We start from the raw sequence: 24779 nt of genomic DNA, 5'->3' as shown, positions 1-24779 counted from the left end.
TGGCAAGATACAGAAGCCAGATTATCTAATATAATTGCGCAAAATCAAAGCATGGCGCAGCAATATAATGTGGTAAAAAACCAGATGGAACAATATGCCGGGAATATCGAAATTCTGAGACAACCGGGAATAGAAACTGTTCCAATGAAAGGATTGGATATTTCACCAGAAGCACAAGCTTTTGTGCATTGGAATAAGAAAACCAATGAGGTATTCTTAAATGCTAAGAAAATGCCATCCAACGATATCGATAATCAATATCAACTTTGGGCGATAGTAGATGGAGCTCCGGTAGATATGGGAGTATTTGATGTAGCTGGTGATATGACTAGCCTACTAAAGATGAAAACTACCTCGAAAGCTTCTGCTTTTGCTGTAACCCTCGAGCCTAGAGGAGGAAGCGAAAATCCTACCATGGAGAAAATGTATGTGATTGGTCAGATCTAATTACGAATTTGGGAATTACGAATTACGAATTGGCGGTCTCATCAGACAGTATCGTCCATTCTAAATTCACATGATTTATCAGTCTTTTTCCAATTATTAAATTGTGGAATGATGGATTATAAACAACAAAAACTTTCTGAAAATTGGAATGCCCTAATTATTAATTATTAATTCGTAATTATTAATTACTTCTTGCTTGCATTAAAGAGCTTTTGCTTTTCGTCTTTGCTAAGGCTTTCATAACCCTTTTCAGAAATTTTATCCAAGATTCTATCAATTTCTTCTTGTTCTGTAGTGGTTGAGGCAGATGAGTATTTACCACTGCTTTTAGCTGCTCCTGCAGTTTGTTTCTTTTTATAAGTTACTTTAATTTTAGGCTTAGATTTAAATATACTTTGAATAAATCCTAACGTCATTTGAATCCATAAACCGAAATCTGTTCCAGCTTGTAAACCTCTTACATATAAAAATCCAATTCCCGCACCTCCTAAATGTGCTAAATTTCCACCTGCATTTGGACCGGCTGAATTTAATAAAGATAGAACGATGTAAACTGCTACTATATATTTGATTTTTACAGGGCCAATAAAAATAAGATGAAATCTGTGGTCTGGAAGCAATGTTGCAGCTGCAGTAGCTACTGCATAAACTGCTGCAGATGCACCTACCATACCGCTCGTAGTTCTTTCTGCTAAAAAGGGAATTAGGTTATAAGCTAATATAAAAATAACAGCACCGGCTAAAGCTCCTAAAACATATAAATTAACAAGCTTTGCACTTCCAAGATATTGCGATATCAGCATTCCGAACCAGTATAGCACTAGCATATTCATTAAAATATGAAAGAAGCCTGCATGAGAGAAAGCGTAGGTTATGATGGTCCAAGGTCGGTAAATAAACCTCTCTAAATCTGGTGGAATAGTAAATTGTGCATCAACTACAGCATAAAGCCCCTCAACACCTGAGAATTTACCAATCAATGCTAATAAACCCAATCCTACAAAAACCACTGCGTTGATAATGAACAACTGATTTAATGCATTATTGGGCCTTTTGAAATTTTGTTTTAACTCATCGAAAAATCCTGCCATCTTCTTTAATAAAATCTTGTATTATCTTTCTGCCAAATCTTTAGCAGAACAAACGCTATCAACATGCCTCCTAAGTGGGCGTAATGCGCTACATTATCTCCCGGAACATTTTGTATGCCTGCATATAACTCATATAAACCGTAGAAGGTTACAAGGTATTTGGCTTTGATAGGTATAGGCGGAAATAGTAAAAACAATTCTGTATTCGGAAATAGAAAGCCAAAAGCAAATAAAATCCCGAACACAGCTCCGGAAGCACCTATAAGTGGAACATTTCCTTGAAAACGAACTACTTCTTTTACTCTCTGAATACTACCATCAATATATTCTTGCTTGCTAGGGTTTTCTCCATATGCATCAATAAAATCATACCATTGTCTGTAAGCATATCCAGCATTTTCTTGCACAAAAGAGACAAAACCTTCATAGTTCGGGTTTTCGATATATTGCTCAGCAGCACTTTCCAATTGTTGCATTTCAATGAAATTCACAACTCCATAAAGAATACCAGCTCCAACACCAGTCACCATATAAAAAATAAAGAATTTTTTTGCGCCCCAGTAACGCTCTAGCATGGGGCCAAAAATAAATAGGGCAAACATATTCCCTAATAAATGCCCAAACCCAGCATGCAGGAACATATAAGTGATAAACTGAAAAGGCTGAAAGGATTCCGCAAAAATATAGCGTAAACCAAAATATTTAGCCAATTCAAAATTCATGAAAGAAGGAATTAGCAATAAAGCTATATTTATTAATAGTAGGTTTTTAACAACCGGAGTAAGTCTTGCGAACATAAATTTATACTATATAATTTCTATAATTTATTAGGATAGCTTCTCACTAATTGAAGAAGCTTGCAATTTTATTAAGGTCAAAAATAATAAAAGTTGAGTTACCCGAAGGCGCATAATTGGGATTTTGACAAGCAAAAAGTTTATCAATCAAGGCATTCATTTCTTCGGAATTCAGCTTATGTCCTGCTCTTATAGCGGACCTTTTCGCCAAAGAACGGGCAATATTTTCATTTTTCGATACGCTCAATACATTTTTATTATGTTTAAATTGGTCAATCAGCCCTTCAAAAACTGATTTAACGGAGGTATCTGTCAATTCAGTTGGCGCACCATTAATCACCACGGTGTCTTTTCCAAATGATGAAATCACAAATCCCAAAGCTTTCAACTCCTCCTCCATGTCCATCACCAAAGCATAATCTGGTGCTGATAATTGTATTTGCTCAGGAAAAAGAAATTGCTGTGAACTTCCATCATTGTTTTGCAAATGACGATTGAATTTTTCAAATAAAATTCGCTCATGTGCCGCTTGCTGATCAACCAGCATTAGACCTGATTTCACTTGAGTAGCAATATATTTTTGATGTATTTGAAAAATACTGGTTTTGGCTTCTATCCATTCAGTTTGAGGAGTAGTGCTTTGATTTCCTTCATTAATTGCACTGCCAAAAGTCATCGACTGCTGACTTTCGTCAGTAAAATCATCCTTATCTTCTTCCTTAGTTATCTTATCGCTCAACTCCTGGAAATTAGACAGAATCTTATCCCACTCCCCATCATTATCTTTTGGTTGCTTAAACTTTTGATAATTGGATGTTTTGGTAGCAAAATCATCTATCCTATTTCTTCTGGGCGCATTAAAACTGAAATTTACATCGCTATCAAAATCCAATGCAGGTGCTACATTATGCGCTCCTAAAGCTTGCCGTATAGCAGCAGCTAAAATTCCATACACCATGCGCTCGTCATCAAACTTGATTTCTGTTTTGGTAGGATGAACATTTACATCAATTCTTTTAGGATCAATTTCCAAACATAACACATAAAAGGGATGTGATTCTTTACCCAATAATCCTTCGAAGCCATTCACTACAGCATGATGTAAATAACCACTTTTGATATAGCGGTTATTCACAAAGAAAAACTGCTCGCCACGGGTTTTCTTAGCAAATTCAGGCTTTCCGATATAGCCATAAATTTTCAATTGGTCGGTAGTTTCTTCACAAGCCACCAATTGCTCTTGATAATTCTTCCCAAATAAACCTACGATTCGTTGACTCAGTTTACCTGCATTCAGTTGGTAAACATCCATGTCATTTTGATGCAGACTGAAAGCCACTTGAGGATTAGCCAGTGCCACACGGTGAAATTCATCTATGATATGACGCATTTCAACCGGATTTGATTTTAAGAAATTACGTCTAGCAGGAACATTATAAAAAAGATTTTTTACTGAGATGGTAGTGCCGCCCGTATGAGCAGTATGAGTTTGATTTTTGACTTCCGAAGCTTCAACCTGAAGTAAAACACCAAGCTCTGCATCAGCAGTTTTAGTTTTAAGTTCAACTTGAGAAACAGCCGCTATAGAAGCCATGGCTTCTCCCCTGAAGCCCATTGTTTTCAATGCAAATAAATCGTCTGATTTTCGAATTTTAGAAGTAGCATGACGCTCGAAACACATTCTGGCATCTGTTTCGGACATCCCCATACCATCGTCAATCACCTGAATGAGTTGCTTCCCGGCATCTTTCACCACCAATTTTATCTTACTGCTTCCAGCATCGATGGAATTCTCAAGTAACTCCTTCACCACAGAAGCCGGTCTTTGGACTACCTCTCCTGCAGCAATTTGATTAGCAATTGCATCAGGCAATAACTGTATTATATCGGACATTTACTTTTTTATGTGGATTCTAAAATCTAATTACACAAAATTTGCTATTGGCATTAAAGGTTTAATAATCACCCTTATTTTTCGTGCTATTGCCTAATAGACTCTATTTTTTCCTTCTTCTTAAAATTATGTATAATGGAATTAAAAGCAATAAAGCAAAATAAACATTCGCTCCATACATCAAATACCCACCAATAGAGACTCCTACAATTAAAATCATCAAAAACTGAAATAAATCGGCAGAGCGATTAGAGCCTCTTCTGGCTTTATAAGCCTCTCGGATGCTTTCCGCTTTCCCGCCATTGCTTTCGTTTTTCAATTCTTGTCTTATTCTATTGGTTCTTTTTTCTAAATCCTCTTTTATAGGGTCATAGTATCTGGGTTGTATTTCAAACCTTTGATAGCCCGGTAATCTAAATATGGATGGAAATTTCATAATTACTTATTTATATGAATAAAGGAACGAAGCTATCGTTATGTAAGTTTACATAGCAATCTGCTATTATGATTTCAATTAAATTCAACAAATTAGCAAACTATTAACAATATAAAGGAAATCATCTTTCTCAGAAGCAAACTTAATGTTAATTTAGCTTTTATCATAAATTCAAAACTACCACATGTTTAAAAAAGTTTTATCCCTTTCATTTCTGTTCATTTTTTCATTTGCAAGCTTGCTTGTAGGGCAAGAAAAACCATATCCGCAATGGGTTGAGAAAATCTATAAGGAAATGAGCCAGGAAGAAAGGATTGGACAACTTTTTATGGTGGCAGCTTACTCCAATAAAGATGAACAACATCTCAAAAACCTATCTCTTCTTATAGAAAATTATCATATAGGGGGCTTAATATTTTTTCAAGGTGGACCTGCCAGGGAAATCAATATGACCAACCGACTGCAAGCCAAATCCAAAATTCCGTTGTGGATAGGAATGGACGCGGAATGGGGATTAGGAATGCGATTGGACAGCACTATGAATTTCCCTAAACAAATGACGTTAGGGGCCATTCAAAATAATGATTACATCTATAATATGGGAGCAGAGATTGCTCGTCAAGCTAAATTAATTGGCGTTCATGTCAATTTTGCCCCGGTGGTGGATGTCAATAACAATATTAAAAATCCAGTGATCGGAAATCGGTCTTTTGGTGAGGATAAAGAAAATGTAGCACAAAAAGGAGTTGCCTATATGAAGGGAATGCAAGAAAATGGGCTCTTGGCCAATGCAAAACACTTCCCTGGGCATGGAGATACTGATTCCGATTCTCACATGACTTTACCCGTTATCAACCACAGTGCAGAAAGGCTTGATGAAATAGAATTATACCCTTTCAAAAAGCTAATTGAGAATAATGTCAACAGCATGATGGTGGCTCATTTACATATTCCTGCTTATGACAACACGCCTAACAAAGCCACTACCCTATCCAAAAATGTGGTAACCGATTTATTAAAAGAAGAATTAGGCTTTGATGGATTGATATTCACAGATGCTTTGAATATGAAAGGCGTAAGTGATTTTTATGAGCCCGGAGAAACAGATTTATTAGCCTTTAAAGCAGGTAATGATGTTCTTCTTTTCCCTATGAATGTTCCCAATGCCATCAAAATGATAAAAGATGCCATTAAAAAGAAAGAGATACCAGAAGAAAGATTAGAAGAAAGTGTTAAGAAAATCCTGCATGCTAAATATAAATTAGGACTTCATAAAGGCTTTGACAAATTAGACCCCAAGAATATACATGAAAGACTCAATTCTTCGGATGCAAAAAATCTAAATGAAAAACTATATGCCGAAGCAGCCACTTTAGTAAAAAATAAAAAAGGTTTTCTTCCTATCCATATTTTGGACACCACCAATTTTGCATCACTATCCTTGAGAGGAAATAGTAATAGTACCTTTCAACACTATTTAAATAAATATGCTGATTTCACTCACTATCATTTACCTAAAGAAAATATGGATTTGGGTGATTACAGTCAGCTGATGAATCAGTTAAGCCAGTATGAAACTGTGGTAGTCGGTTTGCACGGAATGAATAATTCGGCTTCTAAAAGATTTGGTTTAAAATCTGAAGACTTACTTTTCCTTCAAAATTTATCCGAGCAAGCAAATGTGGTTTTAACTGTTTTTGGAAATGCTTACAGCTTAAAATACCTGCAATCATTCCAGCATGTCTTGATGATGTATGAGGACAATGAAATCACTCAAAAATTAGCTCCTCAAATGATTTTTGGAGCAAAACCAACTAAAGGAAAATTACCCGTTTCCGTATCCCCCGATATGAAAGCAGGAACAGGCATCAATACCAAAACTCTTAATAGATTTGGTTATAGCAACCCTTTGGATGTGGGCATGGATCCAAAAATACTGGCCGAGATTGACGCTATCGCACAAGAAGCTATCGATACTGAAGCTACTCCAGGTGGACAAATCCTGGTAGCTAAAGATGGTCAAATCGTCTATGAAAAAAACTTTGGGTATCAGACCTATCATAAATATTCTAAAGTGGAAGATGAAACCATTTATGATTTAGCATCCATCACAAAAGTGGGGGCTACTTTGCAAAGTATTATGTTTTTATATGACAGAGGAATCATCGATTTAGATAAAAAAATTAGTACTTATCTGCCGGAGCTTAAAAAGAGCAATAAGCAAAATATGACCTTGCGAAATATTTTAACCCACCAAGCCGGCTTGATTCCATATGTCCCATTTTGGAGGCAAACCCACGATATGTTTGGATTGAAAACACCATTGTACCAAAATCATGAGGCTTCTCTATACCCTAACCAATTGGCTTCAGGGCTCTATGGTCATCAAGTATTAGGAGATTCTATTTGGCAGTGGGTAATTGATTCAGAATTACTTGAAAAGCCCAGATGGCAAAAGAATTATGATTACCGCTATTCGGATATGGGGTATTATATCATGCAAAAAATCAGTGAGCGCATGACCAATATGAGTTATGAAGAATTTTTACATGAGAATTTTTATAAACCTATGGGCATGACCACTATGGGCTTTCTCCCTTTATGTCATTTTCCTGAATCAAGGATTGCACCAACGGAAAATGACCTGACTTTTAGAAATGATTTAATAAAGGGCTGGGTGCACGATCAGGGAGCTGCAATGATAGGAGGAGTGGCCGGACATGCAGGCCTTTTCAGCAATGCAAAAGACCTTGCCATATTAATGCAAATGAATTTGTGGGACGGAACATATGGTGGAGTTAGATATTTCAGTAAAGGAACCGTCCCCTATTTCACCAGAAAACAATTTAATGAAAACAGAAGAGGTTTAGGCTGGGACAAGCCTGTTGAAGAAGAAGGACCCTCTCCTACTTCACACTATGCTTCCCCTTTAACTTTTGGTCATACAGGCTTTACAGGTACTGCAGCATGGGCTGACCCTGAATTTGGTTTGGTCTATATTTTCTTATCTAACAGAGTATATCCTGATGCCAATAATAGGAAATTGATTACTTCCAATATCAGAACAAGAATAATGGATGTAATCTATCAATCAATTTTTGAATATGAATCTGAACAGGAAGAGTATGTGAATTAATGATCTCAATTCTAAAATTTTAAACATAATCAGAGACCATTACGTTGTACATTTCATCTTTTAAAGAATTACTACTTAACAAATAAATAAATGAATATAGGTATTGTTTGCTATCCTACCTTTGGAGGAAGCGGGGTTGTGGCTACAGAATTAGGAAAAGCTTTAGCTAAAAATGGACATAATGTTCATTTTATCACTTACTCTCAGCCTACCCGTTTAGACTTTTTTAATGAAAATTTATTTTATCACGAAGTAGATATAAGAACTTATCCTCTATTTCAATACCCCCCTTATGAGTTGGCATTAGCCAGTAAAATGGTGGATGTAGCACAGCATGAGAAATTAGATTTATTGCATGTTCATTATGCAATTCCACATGCATCAGCTGCCTACATGGCAAAACAAATACTTAAGGAAAAAAATATAAACATTCCTGTTGTAACCACACTTCATGGTACTGACATCACTTTGGTTGGGAAAGACCCGTCTTACGAGCCAGTAGTGACCTTTAGTATCAATAAATCGGATGGTGTTACCGCTGTATCTGAAGATTTAAAAAAGGATACCTTAGAGCATTTTGATATCTATCAGCATATAGAAGTAATTCCTAACTTCATTGATTTAAATAGATTTAAAAGACAGAAAAAGGACCATTTCAAAACAGCTATTTGTCCTAATGGTGAAAAACTGATGGTGCATACTTCCAATTTCCGAAAGGTAAAAAGAGTGGAAGATGTTATTCATGTTTTCAATAATGTTAGAAAAATAATACCTGCAAAATTATTATTAGTGGGTGATGGTCCTGAAAGAATCAAAATGGAAAAACTTTGTCGTGAATTAGGCACTTGTGAAGATATCCGTTTCTTAGGGAAAATGGATGCAGTTGAAGAAGTTTTATCAGTTAGCGACCTATTTTTAATGCCATCAGAAAAAGAAAGTTTTGGATTAGCCGCATTGGAAGCTATGTCTTGTGAGGTTCCTGTTCTTTCTTCTAATGCTGGTGGAATTCCTGAATTAAATATTGATGGGGTAACTGGTTTCACTTGTAATGTTGGAGATGTTAAAGATATGACTGAGAAAGCATTATATATTTTAGCTGATGAAAATTTAGATAAATTTAAATCTGCCGCACTTGAACGAGCTAAGAAATTTGACATCACAAATATTCTACCTCTTTATGAAAATTTCTACAATAAAATATTGAATAAAGAATTTGCCGAAAGATCGTCATAATTTATTCTTGTGGAACAAATCCTCGACTTAGTCGTTTAAATTCCATAGTTAATCGATGAACAGCTTTTTTATAAATTGTCACTTTTAATAATTATGGAAATAGCAGAAGACAGAAAAATCAAGGGTTCTGGAACAAAAAACTTATTTGAGAACCCTATACTAGAAAAATTAACTAGAAGTCATTTTTCAATTCCTTTAAGCATTTTAGCTATCATTTCAATATCTCTTGCGTATTTATCTTTTACGCAATTCAATATTGAAGTAGGAACTTTTGCAATACTATTTATAATAGGATTTTTCAGCTGGACCTTAGGAGAATATTTAATACACAGATATGTTTTCCACATGGATAATGATAAAAGATGGAAAAGGTGGGTCACTTATACTTTCCATGGGATTCACCATGAATATCCTAAAGACAAAGATAGAATTGTAATGCCTCCAGCAGGTGCAATATTAATTAGCAGTATTATTTTTGGTGGATTTTGGCTAATACTTCAAGAGTATGCTTTTGCCTTTGTGCCAGGGTTTTTAATAGGCTATTTGGCTTATGCTTTTGTACATTATGCGATACATGCCTATCAGCCACCCAAAAATTTTTTAAAATGGTTATGGATTTATCACAGTATTCATCATTACAAACATCCTGACCAATATTTTGGAGTTTCAACTCCTATCTGGGATTATGTTTTTAATACTTCCCCTAAAAAGAAAAAATAATGGCATCAGTTAGTGTTTTAGGGTGCGGTTGGTTAGGATTTCCTCTCGCAAAAAAATTAGTGAATGAAGGATATGAAGTAAAAGGAAGTACAACCACATCTTCAAAAATGCAGGAACTAAAAAAAGCTGGAATAAATACTTTCAACATACATTTACCTAATGATAATTTAAGTTCAGAATTCTTTAAGTCCGATTATTTAATCATCAATATACCACCAAAGACTTCCAAAAAAGGGGTAGATTATCATCTTGAAAGCTTAAAATCTATATTAAAATATATTCCTCCTACTCAGAAAATAATTTATATCAGTGCTACTTCTGTTTATCCACAAGTTAATCATTCGATTGATGAAGAACATGAACTAGATCATCAATCTGAAAGAGGACAAGCCTTAATTCAGGCAGAACAATTATTACTCCATACATTTGAAGAAAGGTTAACAATAATCCGATTTGGAGGGCTCTTAGGGTATGATAGAATTCCTGGCAGATATTATTCTGGGAAAAATTTAGCTCAGCACCAGCAAAAAGTGAATTATATTCACAGGGATGATGCTGTTGGAATAATTGAGGCTGTAATCAAGCAAGATAAATGGTCAAATATTATAAATGGTATAGCCCCAAAACACCCTACCAAAAAGGAAGTATTTTTAAAAAATGCAAAAGATTTTGATTTTGAAGTTCCTATATTTGAAAATACTGAACAAGAACTCACAAACCGAATTATTAAAAGCTCTAAAATTGAATCATTATTAGATTATTCATTCATTTACCCTGACCCAATGGATTTTTTTTATACTAAATAAAGAAATGGCTTTTTAAAGATTTTATTATTTAGTATCATTCGGAAGTTTTATAATAAATTATGTGTACACTAACATATTTACCACTTTCCGAAGAACAATATATTTTAACGACTAATCGTGATGAAAGTCCGGATAGAGGTCTTGCAGGCTTCCCCTCTTATCATCATATGGAAGGTAAAAATATTGTTTTCCCTCAAGATCCGAAAGCTGGGGGAACTTGGGTTGCTACTTCCGATAATGGTATCAGTGTATGTTTATTAAATGGAGCTAATCAACCGCATGAATATAATCCTCCCTACAGAATGAGTAGAGGAATGGTAGCAATGGAAGCCATTGAATGTATCAAGCCAGACGAATTTTTCAAAAACTACGATTTCACAGATATAGAGCCATTTACAATGGTTGTACTTTTTCATGACCCAATACTGAAAATTTTAGAATTCAAATGGGATGGTAAAAACACATCCTTAGAAGAGAAGGACCCTAAAAAACCACAAATATGGGCCTCAGCCCAACTTTACAAGAAAAAATCAATTCAGAACAGAAATGAATGGTTTCAAAAATGGTTGAAAGAAAATAAAGAATATACTGTTGAAGCTATCAGAGAGTTCCATCGAACCGCTGGTTCAGGTGATTTAAAGAACGATATGGTGATGGACAGAGGAGAAGTTAGAACTGTAAGTATTACCAGTATATGTTCATTAAAGGGAATAGTAAACATGGCTCATCATAATTTAATGGAGAATGGACGCCAGGAAATAAGCTTATCCCAACATGTGAATCAGGAATTCTCACATCATATATTATAATAGCTTTTCATAATTAATTCTTAAATTCTTTTAGATCTGATTTTAGGTCTTTAGAGAATCTTAATTTCAATTCCAATAAATTTAATGTGATTCCAGTAACATTCAGCTTCTCATATTAGTTAAGAAAGAATATGTTAGGTTACAGATTCACAAAATATTTAGCCCATAAAGATTTATCAGACACCACCTTTGATCAATTATTCAAAGTATTCAACGAATTACTGATCACAACCGGTGGTGATGTTAGCGAAGCACTAAACTGGCTGACCAATATTGATAAGCAATACAACATCACAGATGGTCAGTATGGAATGGGCGATTTCATAGAAGATTTAAAAAGCAAAGGGTTTATTTCGGATAATACTCCAGATGGTTCTTTTAAAGTTACAGCCAAAACGGAGCAGAATATTCGAAAAAATGCTTTAGAAGAAATATTTGGCAAACTTAAGAAATCAGGAAAAGGAGAACATAAAACCAATTTCACTGGCTTAGGTGAAGAACCAGGCACTGATAGAAGGAATTATGAATTTGGTGATTTATTGCACCAAATTTCCATGACCGATTCCTTAAGAAATGCACAGATCAATCATGGATTAGGCGATTTTATGCTTACCGAAGATGATTTAGAAGTAGTGGAAAGTGAATATAAAACACAAACATCTACTGTTCTAATGATTGATATTTCGCATTCTATGATTCTTTATGGGGAAGACAGAATTACCCCTGCCAAGAAAGTAGCTATGGCTTTAGCTGAACTCATCACCAAAAAATATAAAAAAGATACGCTAGATATCATTGTTTTTGGAAACGATGCCTGGCAAATTCAAATAAAAGATTTGCCTTATCTGCAAGTTGGACCTTACCATACTAATACTATAGCTGGGTTAGAGTTAGCTATGGATCTATTGAGGAGAAGGAAAAATAAAAATAAGCAAATTTTCATGATTACAGACGGTAAACCGACTTGCATGAAACAAGGCATCAAGTATTATAAAAACAGCTTTGGTCTTGACCCGAAAATATTAAATAAAACACTCAATCTGGGGGCTCAGTGCAAAAGATTGAATATTCCTATTACTACCTTTATGATAGCCTCAGATCCTTATTTGCAGGAGTTTGTGAAAGAATTCACAACCGTAAATAATGGAAATGCATATTACAGTAGTCTGCAGGGATTAGGCAATCTAGTGTTTGAAGATTACAAAAGAAATAGAAAAAAAAGATACTGAAAATAACAATATGAGCTACGATAAACTCACTACGCAAGATAAATTAAAAATTACCACGCTTAAAGAATTAATGGAAAGTGGTTATCAACCAAAAGCTGTGAAGGAAGAACTCAGACAAAATCTCATTAAAAAAATGAAAGCTGGGGAAAATGTATTCGAAGGCATTTGGGGTTATGAGGATACTGTTATTCCTGATATTCAAAGAGCAATTTTATCTCGTCATAATATCAATCTATTAGGCTTAAGAGGGCAGGCAAAAACAAGAATAGCCCGTATGATGACTCTATTACTTGATGAGTATATTCCGGTTCTTAAGGGTTCTGAATTGAATGATGACCCAATGCAGCCAATATCCAGACAAGCTTCGGACATTCTGGAAGAAAAAGGTAATGATGCACCAGTTGCCTGGATGCACAGAGATGAACGATATACTGAAAAATTAGCAACTCCTGATGTATCTGTAGCCGATCTTATTGGGGATGTGGATCCCATAAAAGCGGCTACATTAAAACTGCCTTATTCCGATGAGCGCGTTATTCATTATGGTTTAATACCTCGTTCGCATAGAGGAATATTTGTAATCAATGAGCTACCCGATCTGCAAGCCAGAATTCAAGTTGCTCTGTTCAATATTTTGCAGGAAGGTGATATTCAAATCAGAGGTTTCAAATTAAGATTACCATTAGATTTACAATTTGTATTCACTGCTAATCCTGAAGATTATACCAATAGAGGTAGTATCATTACTCCTTTGAAGGATAGAATAGATGCCCAAATAATCACACACTATCCGGAATCCATTGAAATAGGAAGAAAAGTCACAAATCAGGAAGCGGCTATTAAAGAAGAACAAATTGAGGCAGTAGAAGTAAATGATCTTTCAAAAGATTTGATTGAACAAATAGCCATAGAGGCCAGAAATAGCGAATATATAGATGAAAAAAGTGGTGTCTCCGCTAGATTAACGATTTCAGCATATGAGAGCTTAATAAGTGCTGCCGAACGGAGATCATTGATTAACAATGAGCAAAAAGTATTTGTAAGAATGTCTGATTTTACGGGAGTTGTACCTGCCATCACAGGAAAGGTAGAATTAGTGTATGAAGGCGAGCAAGAAGGACCTGGTATAGTTGCACAAACCTTAGTAGGCAAAGCCATACGCTCTCAGTTTGACCAATATTTTCCAAACCCGGAGGAATTAAGAAAAGACAGAGAAAAGAAAAATCCTTATAGACCTATTAGCAAATGGTTTAGTGATGGGAAAAAAATTGATCTTTTCCATGACGATAATGAGAATGAATATAGAAAAAAACTAGAAAGAATACCTGGATTAGAAGATTTAGTAAAAACATATCACAAAAAACTAAATGAAAAAGAGGTCTATTTTATGATGGAATTTGCTTTGCATGGTATGGCGGAATATAGTTTATTGAGCAAACATGCATTAGCTACGGGACATAGTTTTAAAGACCTGCTAAGCAGTATGTTGGATTTCGAAAATTCATCTGAAGAAGATGATGATTTTAATATTTAAAATAGAATAAATAAAACAAAAAGTAGCCAAAAACCTTATTGGTGAGATAAAAGGTTCGTTTGCTGAAGCTCATCAAATTTCAAATGCTCTAAGCTTAAGTAAAAAAAAGAATCTTTAAAATCTCAAAAAACAAAGAAAAATGCTATTTATACAGATGGATTTAATCAACTTAATATATTATAAACTAATTTTTTAACCTTATGGAAGTCTTACTAACAGCTGATGGACTTATCAGTTTATTATCTCTTACCTTAATGGAAGTAGTTTTAGGTATAGATAATATAATATTTATATCAATTTTATGTAATAGACTACCTGAAAACCAACAGAAAAAAGCGAGAACCTTAGGCTTAGTCTTAGCACTATTAATGAGAATTGCACTTCTATTTGCTGTTACCTGGTTGGTTGGCTTAACAAAACCATTCTTGACAATTTTTGATTTCGCTTTTACTTACAGAGATGTAATTCTAATGGCTGGTGGATTATTCCTGATGTATAAAAGTACCACAGAAATACACCACAAGTTAGAAGGAGAAGAAACTGATGTAAAAAAATCTCCTAAAATCAGTGGTTTTACTTCCGTAATTTTTCAAATAATACTATTGGATATTGTTTTTTCTTTCGATTCTATCTTAACTGCTATTGGATTAGTCGACAGTATTTTAATCATGATTGTAGCGGTTGTAATCAGTATAGGAATAATGATTCTGGCTGCTGGCAAAATTAGTAATTTCGTAAATACTCACCCAACAGTTAAAATGTTGGCATTGTCATTTTTATTACTGATTGGTGTATTATTGCTAGTAGAGGGATTCCATGTTCACGTTCCAAAGGGTTATATCTATTTCGCAATTTTCTTCTCATTAGTAGTTGAACTTTTGAACATGCGAATGAGAAAAAGCAAAAAAAGCAAGCCCGTAAACTTAAAAGAGCGCTTTAAGGAATAAATATTAATTTTGCTTATTGCAAAGCAACTATTACCTTAGCAAGATCAATTAAGGGGTGCCTCATAATATCGGGCTGAGAACATACCCTCGACCTGATCCTGATAATGCAGGCGTAGGAATCAAATAGAGCCTATTAGGCAATTACTTGAGAAATATTTGCATTTATTTGATAATAAGCACCAAACAGCAAAATTCCGTGTAATTAACTTTTAGAATCTTCATAGAATATAGCAAATGGACATTTTAAATGAATTGTATTACGGCCTCCTCAATATGGGATGGCTCGAAGGACTAGGTGTATTTTTCGGCATCTTGTATATCTATTTTGCAGCCAAAGAAATGATCTGGTGTTGGTACGCCAGCTTGGTAAGCGTTAGTATATATTTAGTCATATGCTATCAGGTCCAACTTTATGCCGAAATGGGATTGAATTTTTATTATTTGGGCACGACCGTTTATGGCTGGTGGCATTGGCGAAATCCCAATAGAAAAGACAAGGAGCTACCCATCTCTAAGATGAAACTGAAAGAGCATGGGTTATTTATCATAAGTGGGATTCTTTTCACTTTCGGGCTTGGCTACTTTCTAGTAGAAAACACAGATGCCCAACTCCCCTATCTGGATTCATTTACTACCGTTTTTAGTGTGTTGACCACTTTATTGGTTACTCGGAAAGTATTGGAAAACTGGCTCTATTGGATAGTTATTGATGCAGTAGCAGTTTACATTTACTTCCAAAGAGAATTATATTTAACTTCACTCCTTATGGCCGCTTATGTAATCATAGCAGCAGTAGGTTATTTCAACTGGCGCAGACTTTACCATACCAAATACGCATGAAAAAAATCGCTATCATAGGGCCGGAAAGCACTGGTAAAAGCACTTTAACTAAAGGTTTAGCAGATTATTTCCAGGAACCTTTTGTCCCTGAATATGGACGTGAATACTTAAAAGAAAATGGTAGTCAATACGAGAAATCTGATTTACTAAATATCAGTAAAGGGATGCTAAATGCCGAAAAAGAGTTAGCCAAAAATGCCAAGCAATTTCTATTTTGCGATACAGATTTGATTATGATGAAAGTCTGGTATGGCGTGAAATATTGTGAATACCATCCATTTGTACTAGAAAAATTATCACAAAAGCCATATGATTATTATCTTTTGTGCACTCCAGATTTACCTTGGGAAGCAGATCCTTTAAGAGAGAATCCTAATATTAGAGCAGAACTTTTTGAACAATATCAAAAGGAATTGGAAAATTATGGATTTGAATATAGCATCATTTCAGGAAAAGCAGGTAGATTAAAAAAAGCCATTAAGGTGATTGAGAAAAATTTACTTTAGAGGAAAAGCTTGCATTCCCAACTTTTCCCTCTTATAATTGCAACATCAATAAGGGGTGCCTTAATATAACGGGCTGAGAATATACCCTGAACCTGATCTCGGTAATGCGAGCGTAGGAATTTTGAAATTAAATCAAATATATAAAATGAATGAAAAATAGGATTTACGGAACAATTGTTCTTTCGAATCCATTATAAAGATAAAGCGTATCTACGCTGGGGTGCCTTAATACAACGGGCTGAGATCATACCCAATGAACCTGATGCCGATAATGCGGTCGAAGGGATTTGGTTAAGGAAAATGAAGGAGGTAATTACCCCGCCTCCATGAGTTTCACTAACAAACAATTTAACAATGTTACAATTTACAAAAAAGTGGTTTTTATCTGCTTTGGCTGTGGTCATGAGTATTCAATTAATGGCACAAAGCAGCATTAGTGGGAAAGTAGTTTCCCAGGAAGACAATTCACCTTTGGTGGGTGCAAGTGTGGTGATAGAATCCCTTCAAAAAGGAATAGCCACGGATATTGATGGAAATTACCGCATCAATAATATTAAAGCTGGTCAATATGAATTTAAAGTTTCATATATCGGCTATAAGCAAGTAGTAAGAAAAGTAAAGGTAGAAAGTCAGGACATCACCCTTAATTTTGAACTAGAAAAAGATGCTCAACTTACAGATGAAGTAATGGTTTCTGCTACCCGAGCAGATGAAAATACACCTACTACTTTTACCAACATTAAAAAAGCAGAACTGGAAAGACAAAATCTAGGTCAAGATATGCCAATGCTGTTGAATTACACGCCTTCTATGGTGACTACTTCCGATGCTGGGGCTGGTGTTGGTTATACCGGTATGCGAATAAGAGGAAGTGATGGCACAAGAATTAATGTTACAGTAAATGGAATTCCAATAAACGATTCGGAATCACATGGAACATTTTGGGTAAATATGCCAGATTTAGCTAGCTCAGTAGATAATATCCAAATCCAAAGAGGTGTAGGAACATCCACTAACGGAGCGGCCGCTTTTGGCGCATCGGTTAATATGCAAACCTCCACTCCTTCACAAGAGGCCTTTGGGGAAGTAAATAATTCTTATGGCTCTTTTAACACAAGAAAGCACAATATAATTTTCAATTCAGGAATTACCAATAGCGGTTGGTCCTTTGAAGGACGATTATCCTCTATTCATTCTGATGGATATATAGATCGAGCTAGTTCTGACATGCAATCTTATTTCCTTTCAGGGGCTTATTATGGAGATAAAACCATTGTAAAAGCTTTGGCTTTTGGAGGAAAAGAAAAAACCTATCAAAGCTGGTGGGGAACACCTGAAGCTAGATTGGAAAATGATGTAGAGGGAATGCAAGAAGTGATTATGAATAATGGATATACGGATGAGCAAGCTGAAAATTTATTGAATTCCGGCAGAACATTCAATTATTATTTATACGATAATGAAACTGATAACTATCAGCAAGACCATTATCAACTACACCTTTCCCATCAGTTCACTAAGAATCTACAAGCTAATGCTGCTCTGCATTATACTTATGGAAGAGGCTATTATGAGCAGTACAGAATGGATGATGATTTAGCCGATTATCAATTAGATGATGTTGTAATTGGAAATGAAACCATAAGCTCCACTGATTTAGTAAGAAGAAGATGGTTGGACAATCATTTTTATGGAGTGACCTATAGTTTAAATTATCAGAAAGATGATTGGGATGTTACTTTAGGAGGAGCATATAACGAATATGATGGTGACCATTTTGGGGAAATTATTTGGGCAAGATTTGCCGGTGATTCTGAAATAAGAGAGCGTTATTATGACAATTACGGAAGGAAATACGACTTTAATACCTTCCTAAAAGCTAATTATCAGGTAGATGAAAAAATTAATCTATTTGCTGATATGCAAATCAGAAACATAAATTACGTTACGCAAGGGATTGACAATGACTTAACAACAATTGATACCGGGGGTGATTACTTTTTCTTCAACCCTAAAGCTGGTTTAACTTATAGTTTACCAGAAAATAGTCAAATATATGCTTCTGTTGCTGTAGCCAATAGAGAACCCGTCAGAAATGATTTTGTAGATGCGCCACAAGGCGTAACCCCGCAGCCTGAAACTTTATATGATTATGAAATTGGTTACAAGAAGCAAGTGAGCAATTTTAGTGCAGAAGCTATTTTCTATTATATGGATTATAAAAACCAATTAGTTTTAACTGGTGAATTAAATGATGTAGGGTCCAGTATCAGAACCAATGTGGAAAACAGCTATAGATCAGGAATCGAATTGATTGGGGCTTACCAATTAAATCAACAATGGTCTGTTGGAGGGAATGCCACTTTCAGCCAAAATAAAATCTCGAATTTCACTGAGGTAATTTATGATTATGGTGAAAATTGGGATGAATTTAATATCATTGAAAATGAATATACTGATACCGATATCTCATTCTCTCCAAACATCATAGCCGCAGGAGAAATCAATTATCAACCTGTAAGAGGCTTGAAATTTACGCTTCTCGGCAAATATGTAGGTAAACAATACTTGGATAATACCTCAAATGATGAGAGAGCTTTAGATCCTTACTTTGTAAGCGATTTTGTAGGAAGCTATCAGTTTAGCTTACCATTCTTAAAAACAGCTGAATTAAAATTGATGGTAAATAATATTTTCAATGAAATGTATTCTTCAAATGGTTATACTTTTGGATATAATGCCGGAACATATTCAGTAAGAGAGAATTATTTATATCCTCAGGCAGGTACTAACTTCTTGTTAGGCTTGAATTTGAGATTCTAAGAAGAATTGATCTTGAAAAGTTAAATTACTTCATTCAGACCTGTCAGGTTTAACTACTCGAAAAGAGTTGAATATTAATACTTTAAGTATTTCTATTTTGAAACAAACCTGACAGGTCTCTTATAAGGCTTTCTATCACTCTGAAAATTCCAATTATGACTAATAAACCATTTATCCCCTTTTATGACATCAAAAAATATCCCGATGAGGTTTTGGTAGTAGATGCTCACCACCCTCAAGGATTTGATTTATCACATTGGAGAGGAGCGCCTGTTCCAAAAGATTGTGAGGCAGATACCAGCACAGAAATTGTATTAAAAGCAATTCAAAACAAACTACCAGAATTAGATAAAGAATATGTCACCAACAATCATTATGATATCGATGGTTTTTTAGGTGTTTGGGCTGTTTTCCATCCAGAAAAAGCCTTAGAGCATTATAATTTATTAACTGAAATGGCTCAAATTGGAGACTTCAGAGAGATAAATTTTGACTATTCTGACTGGAAAAAAGCTTTAAAATTAGTCTGCTGGCTGAATAAAGAGGAAGCAGATTTATTCTATCCACCATTTGGGGCTCCTGAAATTGCAGAAAAAGAAATGGAAGCTTGTGTCCCTAAATACCTTCACTTCCTAGATGCTTTTAGTAATGTAATTGATTTACCAATAGAAGAAGTTCCTGATACTAAAGAATACAGTTTAGTATTAAGTCATCTTGGGAAAATCACTCAGCAGGCAACACTGGAAGATATCAGAATGCAGATTGTGCATGCGGAAGAACCACTGCATTATTATGCATTTTACAGCCAAAGCCAATCCGCTGATATAGTTATGAGTATTTACCCTGACAATAGATATGAATTAGAGTTTAAATACACTACTTGGATCAATACCACTCGCCAGCATTTTCCTAGAATCAGTATGGAAAAACTTTGCGATCAATTGAATGAACTTGAAAAAAGCGAAAAAAAATGGGAGGCCGAGCATTTCACAGATACAGCCCCTATTCTTCGCTTGAAAGGAGAAAAATTAAGCAAGAAAGAGCGTTTTCAAAGTCCTTGTTTCAGACCTATATTTTCATCAACTATTAGTGCTGAAGATTTTCGAAATATTTGTATTACCTATTTCAGAAAGCATTATAAAACACTTTCAAAAGGGGAAACGCTGAATTGGAAAGAAGTTAGGAAGTTGAATGAGAAAATATTTGAGTAAGCTTCTCATGAAAATTGCTCTTTCTTATTAAAACTCAAGCCTTTTGTTTTCAAATTTTCTTTTACTCTTTTTTTCTTAATAAAAAAGAAACAAAAAACCTTCCAAGTTATGAAAAGTTGGAAGGTTTAAAATCTTGTTTCTACTAAATCAAATTACTCTTTTTCCTCTCCTTTCTTTTCTTCACCTTTAGCAGTCAAAACCTCAGGTGCTTCTTTTAATAAAGTATTATACCAGGTCACTAATTTCTTTACATCTGAAGGGTAAACCTGATTTTCATCATAATTAGGCAATACATGCTTTAAGAAAGCCATAATCTCTTCTTTTGAAGATTTAGCATCGATTCCTAAATCATCACCAAATTCTTCATGCATGGTGTTAAAAATCTTTTGTAAAGGAACATTTCCTTCCGCATCAGTAGTGTATATGGATATTTCATCCAGAATAGATACTCTATCATGTGCATGTGCTACCAGCTTTTGCTTTTTTTCATCTAAGGATTCTAAAATCACGCCTGTTCTTGAAGGTTTTACTACCTGAAACAAACCGCCTTTTCCTGTCACTGATGCTATATCTTTTAAAGTCATATTTTATCTTCTTAAAAATTGATGGACGAATTTAGTGCAAACATTTCCGTTTTCACAAAATTGAAGGCTTGATTTTAAGGGAAATTTGAAATTGATATGAACTATCAAGGTAAATAACGACTTATTAGGCTTCAAGAAATTTCAGTTAATGGTCGATTGCCAGCTATCATAAGAACTAACCACAAAATAATTCAGCTAAAGCTGAAATGGGACAACCGCAAAGTTTCACTGATGATTTCACAAAGGCCACAAAAGAATTTTGGCTAAAGTAAAAAAGATTGTGTTTAAAAAATCTACCAATTGAGTTACTTACATGCTTAGGTAAGTCTTCAAATCCTATCGAAAATAATGATATAGCTTTTTAAAAATAAGCAGTAGACTTTTCCTCTATATCAGTTCTCTATGCTTTAAGGAAAATTGAGAAAGTCTTTGTGTAACTCCGTGATTAATCTTCGTTTCCCTTTGTGGTTAAATCAAAACAGCCTTTGGTTGTCGCCATTATTTGTGGTGGATATTGGTACAAAAAAAGCAGCTCCTTGCGAAGCTGCCTTGTACACCTGTTTATTATGACTTAAAAGAACATATAAATAATTTAACCCGAAAAATTGATATGAATTTTTCGTCCGAAGGACAGACAATTTATAAAAACCAAATTACTCAGTAGTTACATTGTAAAATTTACACTCAAACATGAATTTTAAAACACCCAAATTTGAGCTAATAGGTTTTTATTAATTATCGGGGTTAACCCTGAATTAATCATTTAATTATCAGTTATTTTAAATTGGTCATTATCATTTCTCATAACCTACTTTTAAATAATACGGGTTAATCTACATTATCGTGCAAAAACTTATTATTGCCCAATATCTGATTATCATCATTCAAATTAAATCTTGAGATATTTTTTTCAGAAGAATGTGGTACATCCCTTAATTTTACCTGCTTACGTTTATAAGCCGGTACCTCCATTTGCTTATAAGCCTCAGGAGTATTTGTATGACCACCATTTAAATTCTTCAGTTTCTCAATTCTCTCCACAGAACGCTTTCTCAACATTTCTTGTCGTTCCGCCTCTTTTTTATCTACATCATCTTGACTTTCAGATTTATCAACTATATCATAATCATTAGATAAGCTATCGGTAAAATCATCAGCATAGTCATTTTCCTCTTCTACATATTCCGGCTCTTCTTGCTTTTTAGAAGGGAACCCAAAGGAATATCCTCTTTCTTCATCAGCTTGAGGTCTTGATTCTTGCGTATTTCTCTTTTCGAAAGTAAAAGGACTAGGCTCATTTTTAGGTTCTGACTTGGGCTTTTCTTCCTCTTGCTCATTACCAAAAAGCGCAATTTGCTTATTAGAGTCTAAATCGTAAACTTTTCGCGCTTCTTTATGAGGAATGGCATTTTCCTTGTAACCCCCTTGGTCAAAACCAGTAGCAATGACCGTAACAGATAATCCTTCACCTAAAGATTGATCCGTTCCGTGTCCAAAGATTACCTCAGCTTCATCACCAGCTCTTTCTTGAATGTAATCCGTGATTTCAGTTAACTCATCCATTTGCAATTCAGCCTTATCCCCTGAAATGATGGATAGCAATATCTTTTGAGCTCCTAAAATATCAGTATTATTCAATAAAGGTGAAGATAGTGCTTCCTCAGCGGCTCTTAATGCCCTACCATCTCCTTCGGTTCTAGCAGAACCCATCACAGCAGCTCCGGCATTTTTCATAACCGTTTTAACATCCTCAAAATCCACGTTTACCTGACCAGGAACGGTTATAATTTCCGCAATACCTTTGGCTCCTGTGGTTAATACATTATCCGCTTTCGCAAATGCATTTCCAATGGTCAAATTACCATGTATCTCTCTTAACTTATCATTAAGGATAATCAATACAGTATCACAATTCTCCTTCAACTGGCGAATTCCTTCCTCTGCTTGTCGTACTTTTTTCTTTCCCTCAAAACTAAATGGTGAAGTGACAATCCCGACAGTGAGAATATCCATTTCTTTGGCTATGCGGGCAATTACAGGTGCTGCACCCGTACCAGTACCTCCACCCATTCCAGCTGTAACGAAAACCATTTTGGTATCATTTCCTAACAATTCACGAATTTCTTCTTTGCTTTCAAGTGCGGCATCTTTTCCTTTTTCAGGATTTGCACCGGCACCCAAACCACTTGTTAGGTTCGTTCCAATTTGAAGTTTATTAGGAACAGGGCTAGTTTTTAATGCTTGAGAATCTGTATTGCAGACCACAAACTCAACATCCCTGATGCCTTGGTTAAACATGTGATTAACAGCATTACTGCCGCCCCCACCAACACCTATCACCTTGATGATAGATTTATGGTGTTTTGGAATTTCGAATTTATAAGCTCCTTCTGTCATAATATCCGTATTTTAAGTCCTTTCGATATCATTTGATATTAAATTTAATCACACAAACCATCTTATTTGGTACTGAATAATAGATAACCACCAAAGATACTCGTGTAATTGCCTAATAGGCACTATTTAGTAATCATCTTTTTCGTCAAAATCATCTATCAAAAAACTTTTGGTTTTATTGATAATCTTTGAAAAGAAGTCTCCTTCTCTTTTTGCACCTTTCTGCTTATGGTTGATAAACATATTCTGATTATTCAACTTTGCTTCGAGGTATCTGTTTTCTCGCTCATCAATTGAACGATAACCTGCCAATACTAAACCTACAGATGTGGCATACATCGGGCTTTTCACAGCCTCTATTTTTGTTCTTCCTAAATGTTCGTTAGGATAACCAATTCTGGCATCCATTCCGGTTAAAAATTCAACTAATTGTCTGGCGCTATGCATTTGCGAACCACCACCAGTGATTACAATTCCGCCTGCCAAACGACCTTCATAACCGGATGCTAATATTTCAGCATGTACCAAATCAACGATTTCCTCCATTCTAGCTTCTACTATATGGGCCAGATTCTTGATGGAAATTTCCTTTGGTGCCCTATTTCTTAATCCAGGAATAGAAACGATTTCATTTTCACTGGCTTCAGTGGAAATCGCTCTTCCGAATTTTGTTTTCAATAATTCTGCTTGCTGTTGCATCACCATACAGCCCTCTTTTATATCAGAAGTGATGATATTACCACCAAATGGAATTACACCAGTATGACGAATGATATTTTCATGGAATATGGCAATATCAGTTGTGCCACCACCTATATCAACTAGGCAAACACCGGCTTCTTTTTCATCATCTGACAATACAGCTAAGCTGGATGCCAATGGTTCCAATATCATATTTTCAATATCCAATCCTGCTCTTTTCACACATTTCTGAATATTGTTGATAGAATTAATATCAGCAGTGATGACATGAAAATCAGCCTCCAATCTAATGCCCGTCATGCCCACAGGATCTTTGATTCCATCATCATAATCCACCGTATAAACTTGCGGCATTACGTGGATAATCTGATTCCCTGCAGGAATAACCATGCGGTGCATATCGTTGGTTAAACGATTTACATCCTCCACTGTAATTTCTTCATCTCTATCTTCACGAGTAATACTACCTCTTTGGATAGAGCTTCTAATGTGGTGGCCAGCTATGCCTACATTCACCACTTTAATGTCGATACCGGAAATATCTTCAGCCTCTTCTACAGCCTTTTTGATAGCCAAAATGGTTTTTTCAATATTGATGACTTTTCCTTTTACTACGCCATCAGATACGGCTTTGCCC

Annotated in this window: 20 protein-coding genes and 3 riboswitches; of the genes, 13 read left to right on the top strand and 7 right to left on the bottom strand. The window is 35.1% G+C overall.

Annotation, left to right across the window (positions count from 1 at the left end):
- On the top strand, positions 1–447 hold a 447-nt coding region (locus Q0L29_RS02660), incomplete at its 5' end, for an anti-sigma factor (RefSeq protein ID WP_296618840.1).
- Between the two features lie 185 nt (positions 448–632).
- On the opposite strand, the gene Q0L29_RS02655 is transcribed toward Q0L29_RS02660, so the two are convergent.
- From Q0L29_RS02655 to Q0L29_RS02640, 4 genes are all read right to left on the bottom strand, one after another.
- Entirely contained in the window at positions 633–1538 is a 906-nt protein-coding gene (locus Q0L29_RS02655) for a rhomboid family intramembrane serine protease (protein WP_296618838.1), read from the bottom strand.
- A 5-nt stretch (positions 1539–1543) separates the two neighbouring features.
- On the bottom strand, positions 1544–2335 hold the full coding sequence (locus tag Q0L29_RS02650; protein WP_296618837.1) for a rhomboid family intramembrane serine protease: 792 nt from the start codon (positions 2333–2335) through the stop codon (positions 1544–1546).
- A 46-nt stretch (positions 2336–2381) separates the two neighbouring features.
- A complete protein-coding gene (gene mutL / locus Q0L29_RS02645) occupies positions 2382–4229 on the bottom strand; it encodes a DNA mismatch repair endonuclease MutL (protein WP_296618835.1) in 1848 nt (615 codons plus the stop codon).
- A 103-nt stretch (positions 4230–4332) separates the two neighbouring features.
- A complete protein-coding gene (locus Q0L29_RS02640) occupies positions 4333–4665 on the bottom strand; it encodes a hypothetical protein (RefSeq protein ID WP_296618834.1) in 333 nt (110 codons plus the stop codon).
- Between the two features lie 184 nt (positions 4666–4849).
- On the opposite strand from Q0L29_RS02640, the gene Q0L29_RS02635 reads away from it, so the two are divergent.
- The 12 genes from Q0L29_RS02635 to Q0L29_RS02580 all read left to right on the top strand — a co-directional run bounded on the left by Q0L29_RS02635 (position 4850) and on the right by Q0L29_RS02580 (position 20459).
- Positions 4850–7801 (top strand): glycoside hydrolase family 3 N-terminal domain-containing protein, encoded by a 2952-nt coding sequence (locus tag Q0L29_RS02635; RefSeq protein ID WP_296618832.1) that lies wholly within the window; start codon positions 4850–4852, stop codon positions 7799–7801.
- Positions 7802–7891: 90 nt separating this feature from the next.
- Complete coding sequence (bshA, locus tag Q0L29_RS02630; protein ID WP_296618831.1) at positions 7892–9034, top strand: N-acetyl-alpha-D-glucosaminyl L-malate synthase BshA; 1143 nt, start codon at positions 7892–7894, stop codon at positions 9032–9034.
- Positions 9035–9127: 93 nt separating this feature from the next.
- Positions 9128–9754, top strand: a complete 627-nt coding sequence (locus tag Q0L29_RS02625) for a sterol desaturase family protein (protein WP_296618829.1) — start codon at positions 9128–9130, stop codon at positions 9752–9754.
- Positions 9754–10560, top strand: coding sequence for an NAD(P)-binding domain-containing protein (locus Q0L29_RS02620; protein ID WP_296618828.1), 807 nt, complete (start codon positions 9754–9756; stop codon positions 10558–10560). Before Q0L29_RS02625 ends, Q0L29_RS02620 begins: the two co-directional genes overlap by 1 nt.
- Before the next feature lie 59 nt (positions 10561–10619).
- Positions 10620–11369 carry an NRDE family protein gene (locus Q0L29_RS02615; protein ID WP_296618826.1) on the top strand — a complete coding sequence of 250 codons (750 nt, stop codon included), beginning with the start codon at positions 10620–10622 and terminating at the stop codon, positions 11367–11369.
- Between the two features lie 131 nt (positions 11370–11500).
- Positions 11501–12598 carry a VWA domain-containing protein gene (locus tag Q0L29_RS02610; RefSeq protein WP_296618825.1) on the top strand — a complete coding sequence of 366 codons (1098 nt, stop codon included), beginning with the start codon at positions 11501–11503 and terminating at the stop codon, positions 12596–12598.
- Positions 12599–12608: 10 nt separating this feature from the next.
- On the top strand, positions 12609–14132 hold the full coding sequence (locus Q0L29_RS02605; RefSeq protein ID WP_296618823.1) for a magnesium chelatase: 1524 nt from the start codon (positions 12609–12611) through the stop codon (positions 14130–14132).
- Between the two features lie 200 nt (positions 14133–14332).
- Positions 14333–15079 (top strand): TerC family protein, encoded by a 747-nt coding sequence (locus tag Q0L29_RS02600; RefSeq protein ID WP_296618822.1) that lies wholly within the window; start codon positions 14333–14335, stop codon positions 15077–15079.
- Positions 15080–15120: 41 nt separating this feature from the next.
- A riboswitch (TPP riboswitch) is annotated at positions 15121–15216 on the top strand.
- A 97-nt stretch (positions 15217–15313) separates the two neighbouring features.
- Complete coding sequence (gene pnuC, locus Q0L29_RS02595) at positions 15314–15919, top strand: nicotinamide riboside transporter PnuC (protein ID WP_296618820.1); 606 nt, start codon at positions 15314–15316, stop codon at positions 15917–15919.
- Positions 15916–16425: an ATP-binding protein gene (locus Q0L29_RS02590; RefSeq protein ID WP_296618819.1), complete on the top strand. Its 510-nt coding sequence runs from the start codon at positions 15916–15918 to the stop codon at positions 16423–16425. Before pnuC ends, Q0L29_RS02590 begins: the two co-directional genes overlap by 4 nt.
- Positions 16426–16466: 41 nt before the next feature.
- Positions 16467–16561: riboswitch (TPP riboswitch) on the top strand.
- 70 nt (positions 16562–16631) lie between these two features.
- A riboswitch (TPP riboswitch) is annotated at positions 16632–16728 on the top strand.
- Positions 16729–16779: 51 nt separating this feature from the next.
- Positions 16780–19248 carry a TonB-dependent receptor gene (locus Q0L29_RS02585; protein WP_296618817.1) on the top strand — a complete coding sequence of 823 codons (2469 nt, stop codon included), beginning with the start codon at positions 16780–16782 and terminating at the stop codon, positions 19246–19248.
- Positions 19249–19403: 155 nt separating this feature from the next.
- Positions 19404–20459 (top strand): DUF6687 family protein, encoded by a 1056-nt coding sequence (locus Q0L29_RS02580; protein ID WP_296618815.1) that lies wholly within the window; start codon positions 19404–19406, stop codon positions 20457–20459.
- Between the two features lie 152 nt (positions 20460–20611).
- On the opposite strand, the gene Q0L29_RS02575 is transcribed toward Q0L29_RS02580, so the two are convergent.
- From Q0L29_RS02575 to ftsA, 3 genes are all read right to left on the bottom strand, one after another.
- Positions 20612–21043 (bottom strand): DUF5606 domain-containing protein, encoded by a 432-nt coding sequence (locus Q0L29_RS02575; protein WP_296618813.1) that lies wholly within the window; start codon positions 21041–21043, stop codon positions 20612–20614.
- 828 nt (positions 21044–21871) lie between these two features.
- The gene (gene ftsZ, locus Q0L29_RS02570) at positions 21872–23440 is read right to left on the bottom strand and encodes a cell division protein FtsZ (RefSeq protein WP_296618811.1); all 1569 of its coding nucleotides are present in this window, start codon (positions 23438–23440) and stop codon (positions 21872–21874) included.
- Between the two features lie 126 nt (positions 23441–23566).
- On the bottom strand, positions 23567–24779 hold a 1213-nt coding region (ftsA, locus tag Q0L29_RS02565), incomplete at its 5' end, for a cell division protein FtsA (RefSeq protein ID WP_296618809.1).

The organism is Marivirga sp., assembly GCF_024636815.1.
GTDB lineage: Bacteria > Bacteroidota > Bacteroidia > Cytophagales > Cyclobacteriaceae > Marivirga.
The sequence above is the reverse complement of the archived record's forward strand: the minus strand, read 5'-3'. Positions and strand labels throughout refer to the sequence as shown.

Coding starts and splice junctions, on each gene's coding strand:
- Q0L29_RS02635 (WP_296618832.1), top strand. CDS start 4,850: ATGTTTAAAAAAGTTTTATCCCTTTCATTTCTGTTCATTTTTTCATTT.
- Q0L29_RS02580 (WP_296618815.1), top strand. CDS start 19,404: ATGACTAATAAACCATTTATCCCCTTTTATGACATCAAAAAATATCCC.
- ftsZ (WP_296618811.1), bottom strand. CDS start 23,440: ATGACAGAAGGAGCTTATAAATTCGAAATTCCAAAACACCATAAATCT.
- Q0L29_RS02655 (WP_296618838.1), bottom strand. CDS start 1,538: ATGGCAGGATTTTTCGATGAGTTAAAACAAAATTTCAAAAGGCCCAAT.
- mutL (WP_296618835.1), bottom strand. CDS start 4,229: ATGTCCGATATAATACAGTTATTGCCTGATGCAATTGCTAATCAAATT.
- Q0L29_RS02610 (WP_296618825.1), top strand. CDS start 11,501: ATGTTAGGTTACAGATTCACAAAATATTTAGCCCATAAAGATTTATCA.
- bshA (WP_296618831.1), top strand. CDS start 7,892: ATGAATATAGGTATTGTTTGCTATCCTACCTTTGGAGGAAGCGGGGTT.
- Q0L29_RS02605 (WP_296618823.1), top strand. CDS start 12,609: ATGAGCTACGATAAACTCACTACGCAAGATAAATTAAAAATTACCACG.
- Q0L29_RS02620 (WP_296618828.1), top strand. CDS start 9,754: ATGGCATCAGTTAGTGTTTTAGGGTGCGGTTGGTTAGGATTTCCTCTC.
- pnuC (WP_296618820.1), top strand. CDS start 15,314: ATGGACATTTTAAATGAATTGTATTACGGCCTCCTCAATATGGGATGG.
- Q0L29_RS02575 (WP_296618813.1), bottom strand. CDS start 21,043: ATGACTTTAAAAGATATAGCATCAGTGACAGGAAAAGGCGGTTTGTTT.
- Q0L29_RS02640 (WP_296618834.1), bottom strand. CDS start 4,665: ATGAAATTTCCATCCATATTTAGATTACCGGGCTATCAAAGGTTTGAA.
- Q0L29_RS02650 (WP_296618837.1), bottom strand. CDS start 2,335: ATGTTCGCAAGACTTACTCCGGTTGTTAAAAACCTACTATTAATAAAT.
- Q0L29_RS02585 (WP_296618817.1), top strand. CDS start 16,780: ATGTTACAATTTACAAAAAAGTGGTTTTTATCTGCTTTGGCTGTGGTC.
- Q0L29_RS02615 (WP_296618826.1), top strand. CDS start 10,620: ATGTGTACACTAACATATTTACCACTTTCCGAAGAACAATATATTTTA.
- Q0L29_RS02590 (WP_296618819.1), top strand. CDS start 15,916: ATGAAAAAAATCGCTATCATAGGGCCGGAAAGCACTGGTAAAAGCACT.
- Q0L29_RS02625 (WP_296618829.1), top strand. CDS start 9,128: ATGGAAATAGCAGAAGACAGAAAAATCAAGGGTTCTGGAACAAAAAAC.
- Q0L29_RS02600 (WP_296618822.1), top strand. CDS start 14,333: ATGGAAGTCTTACTAACAGCTGATGGACTTATCAGTTTATTATCTCTT.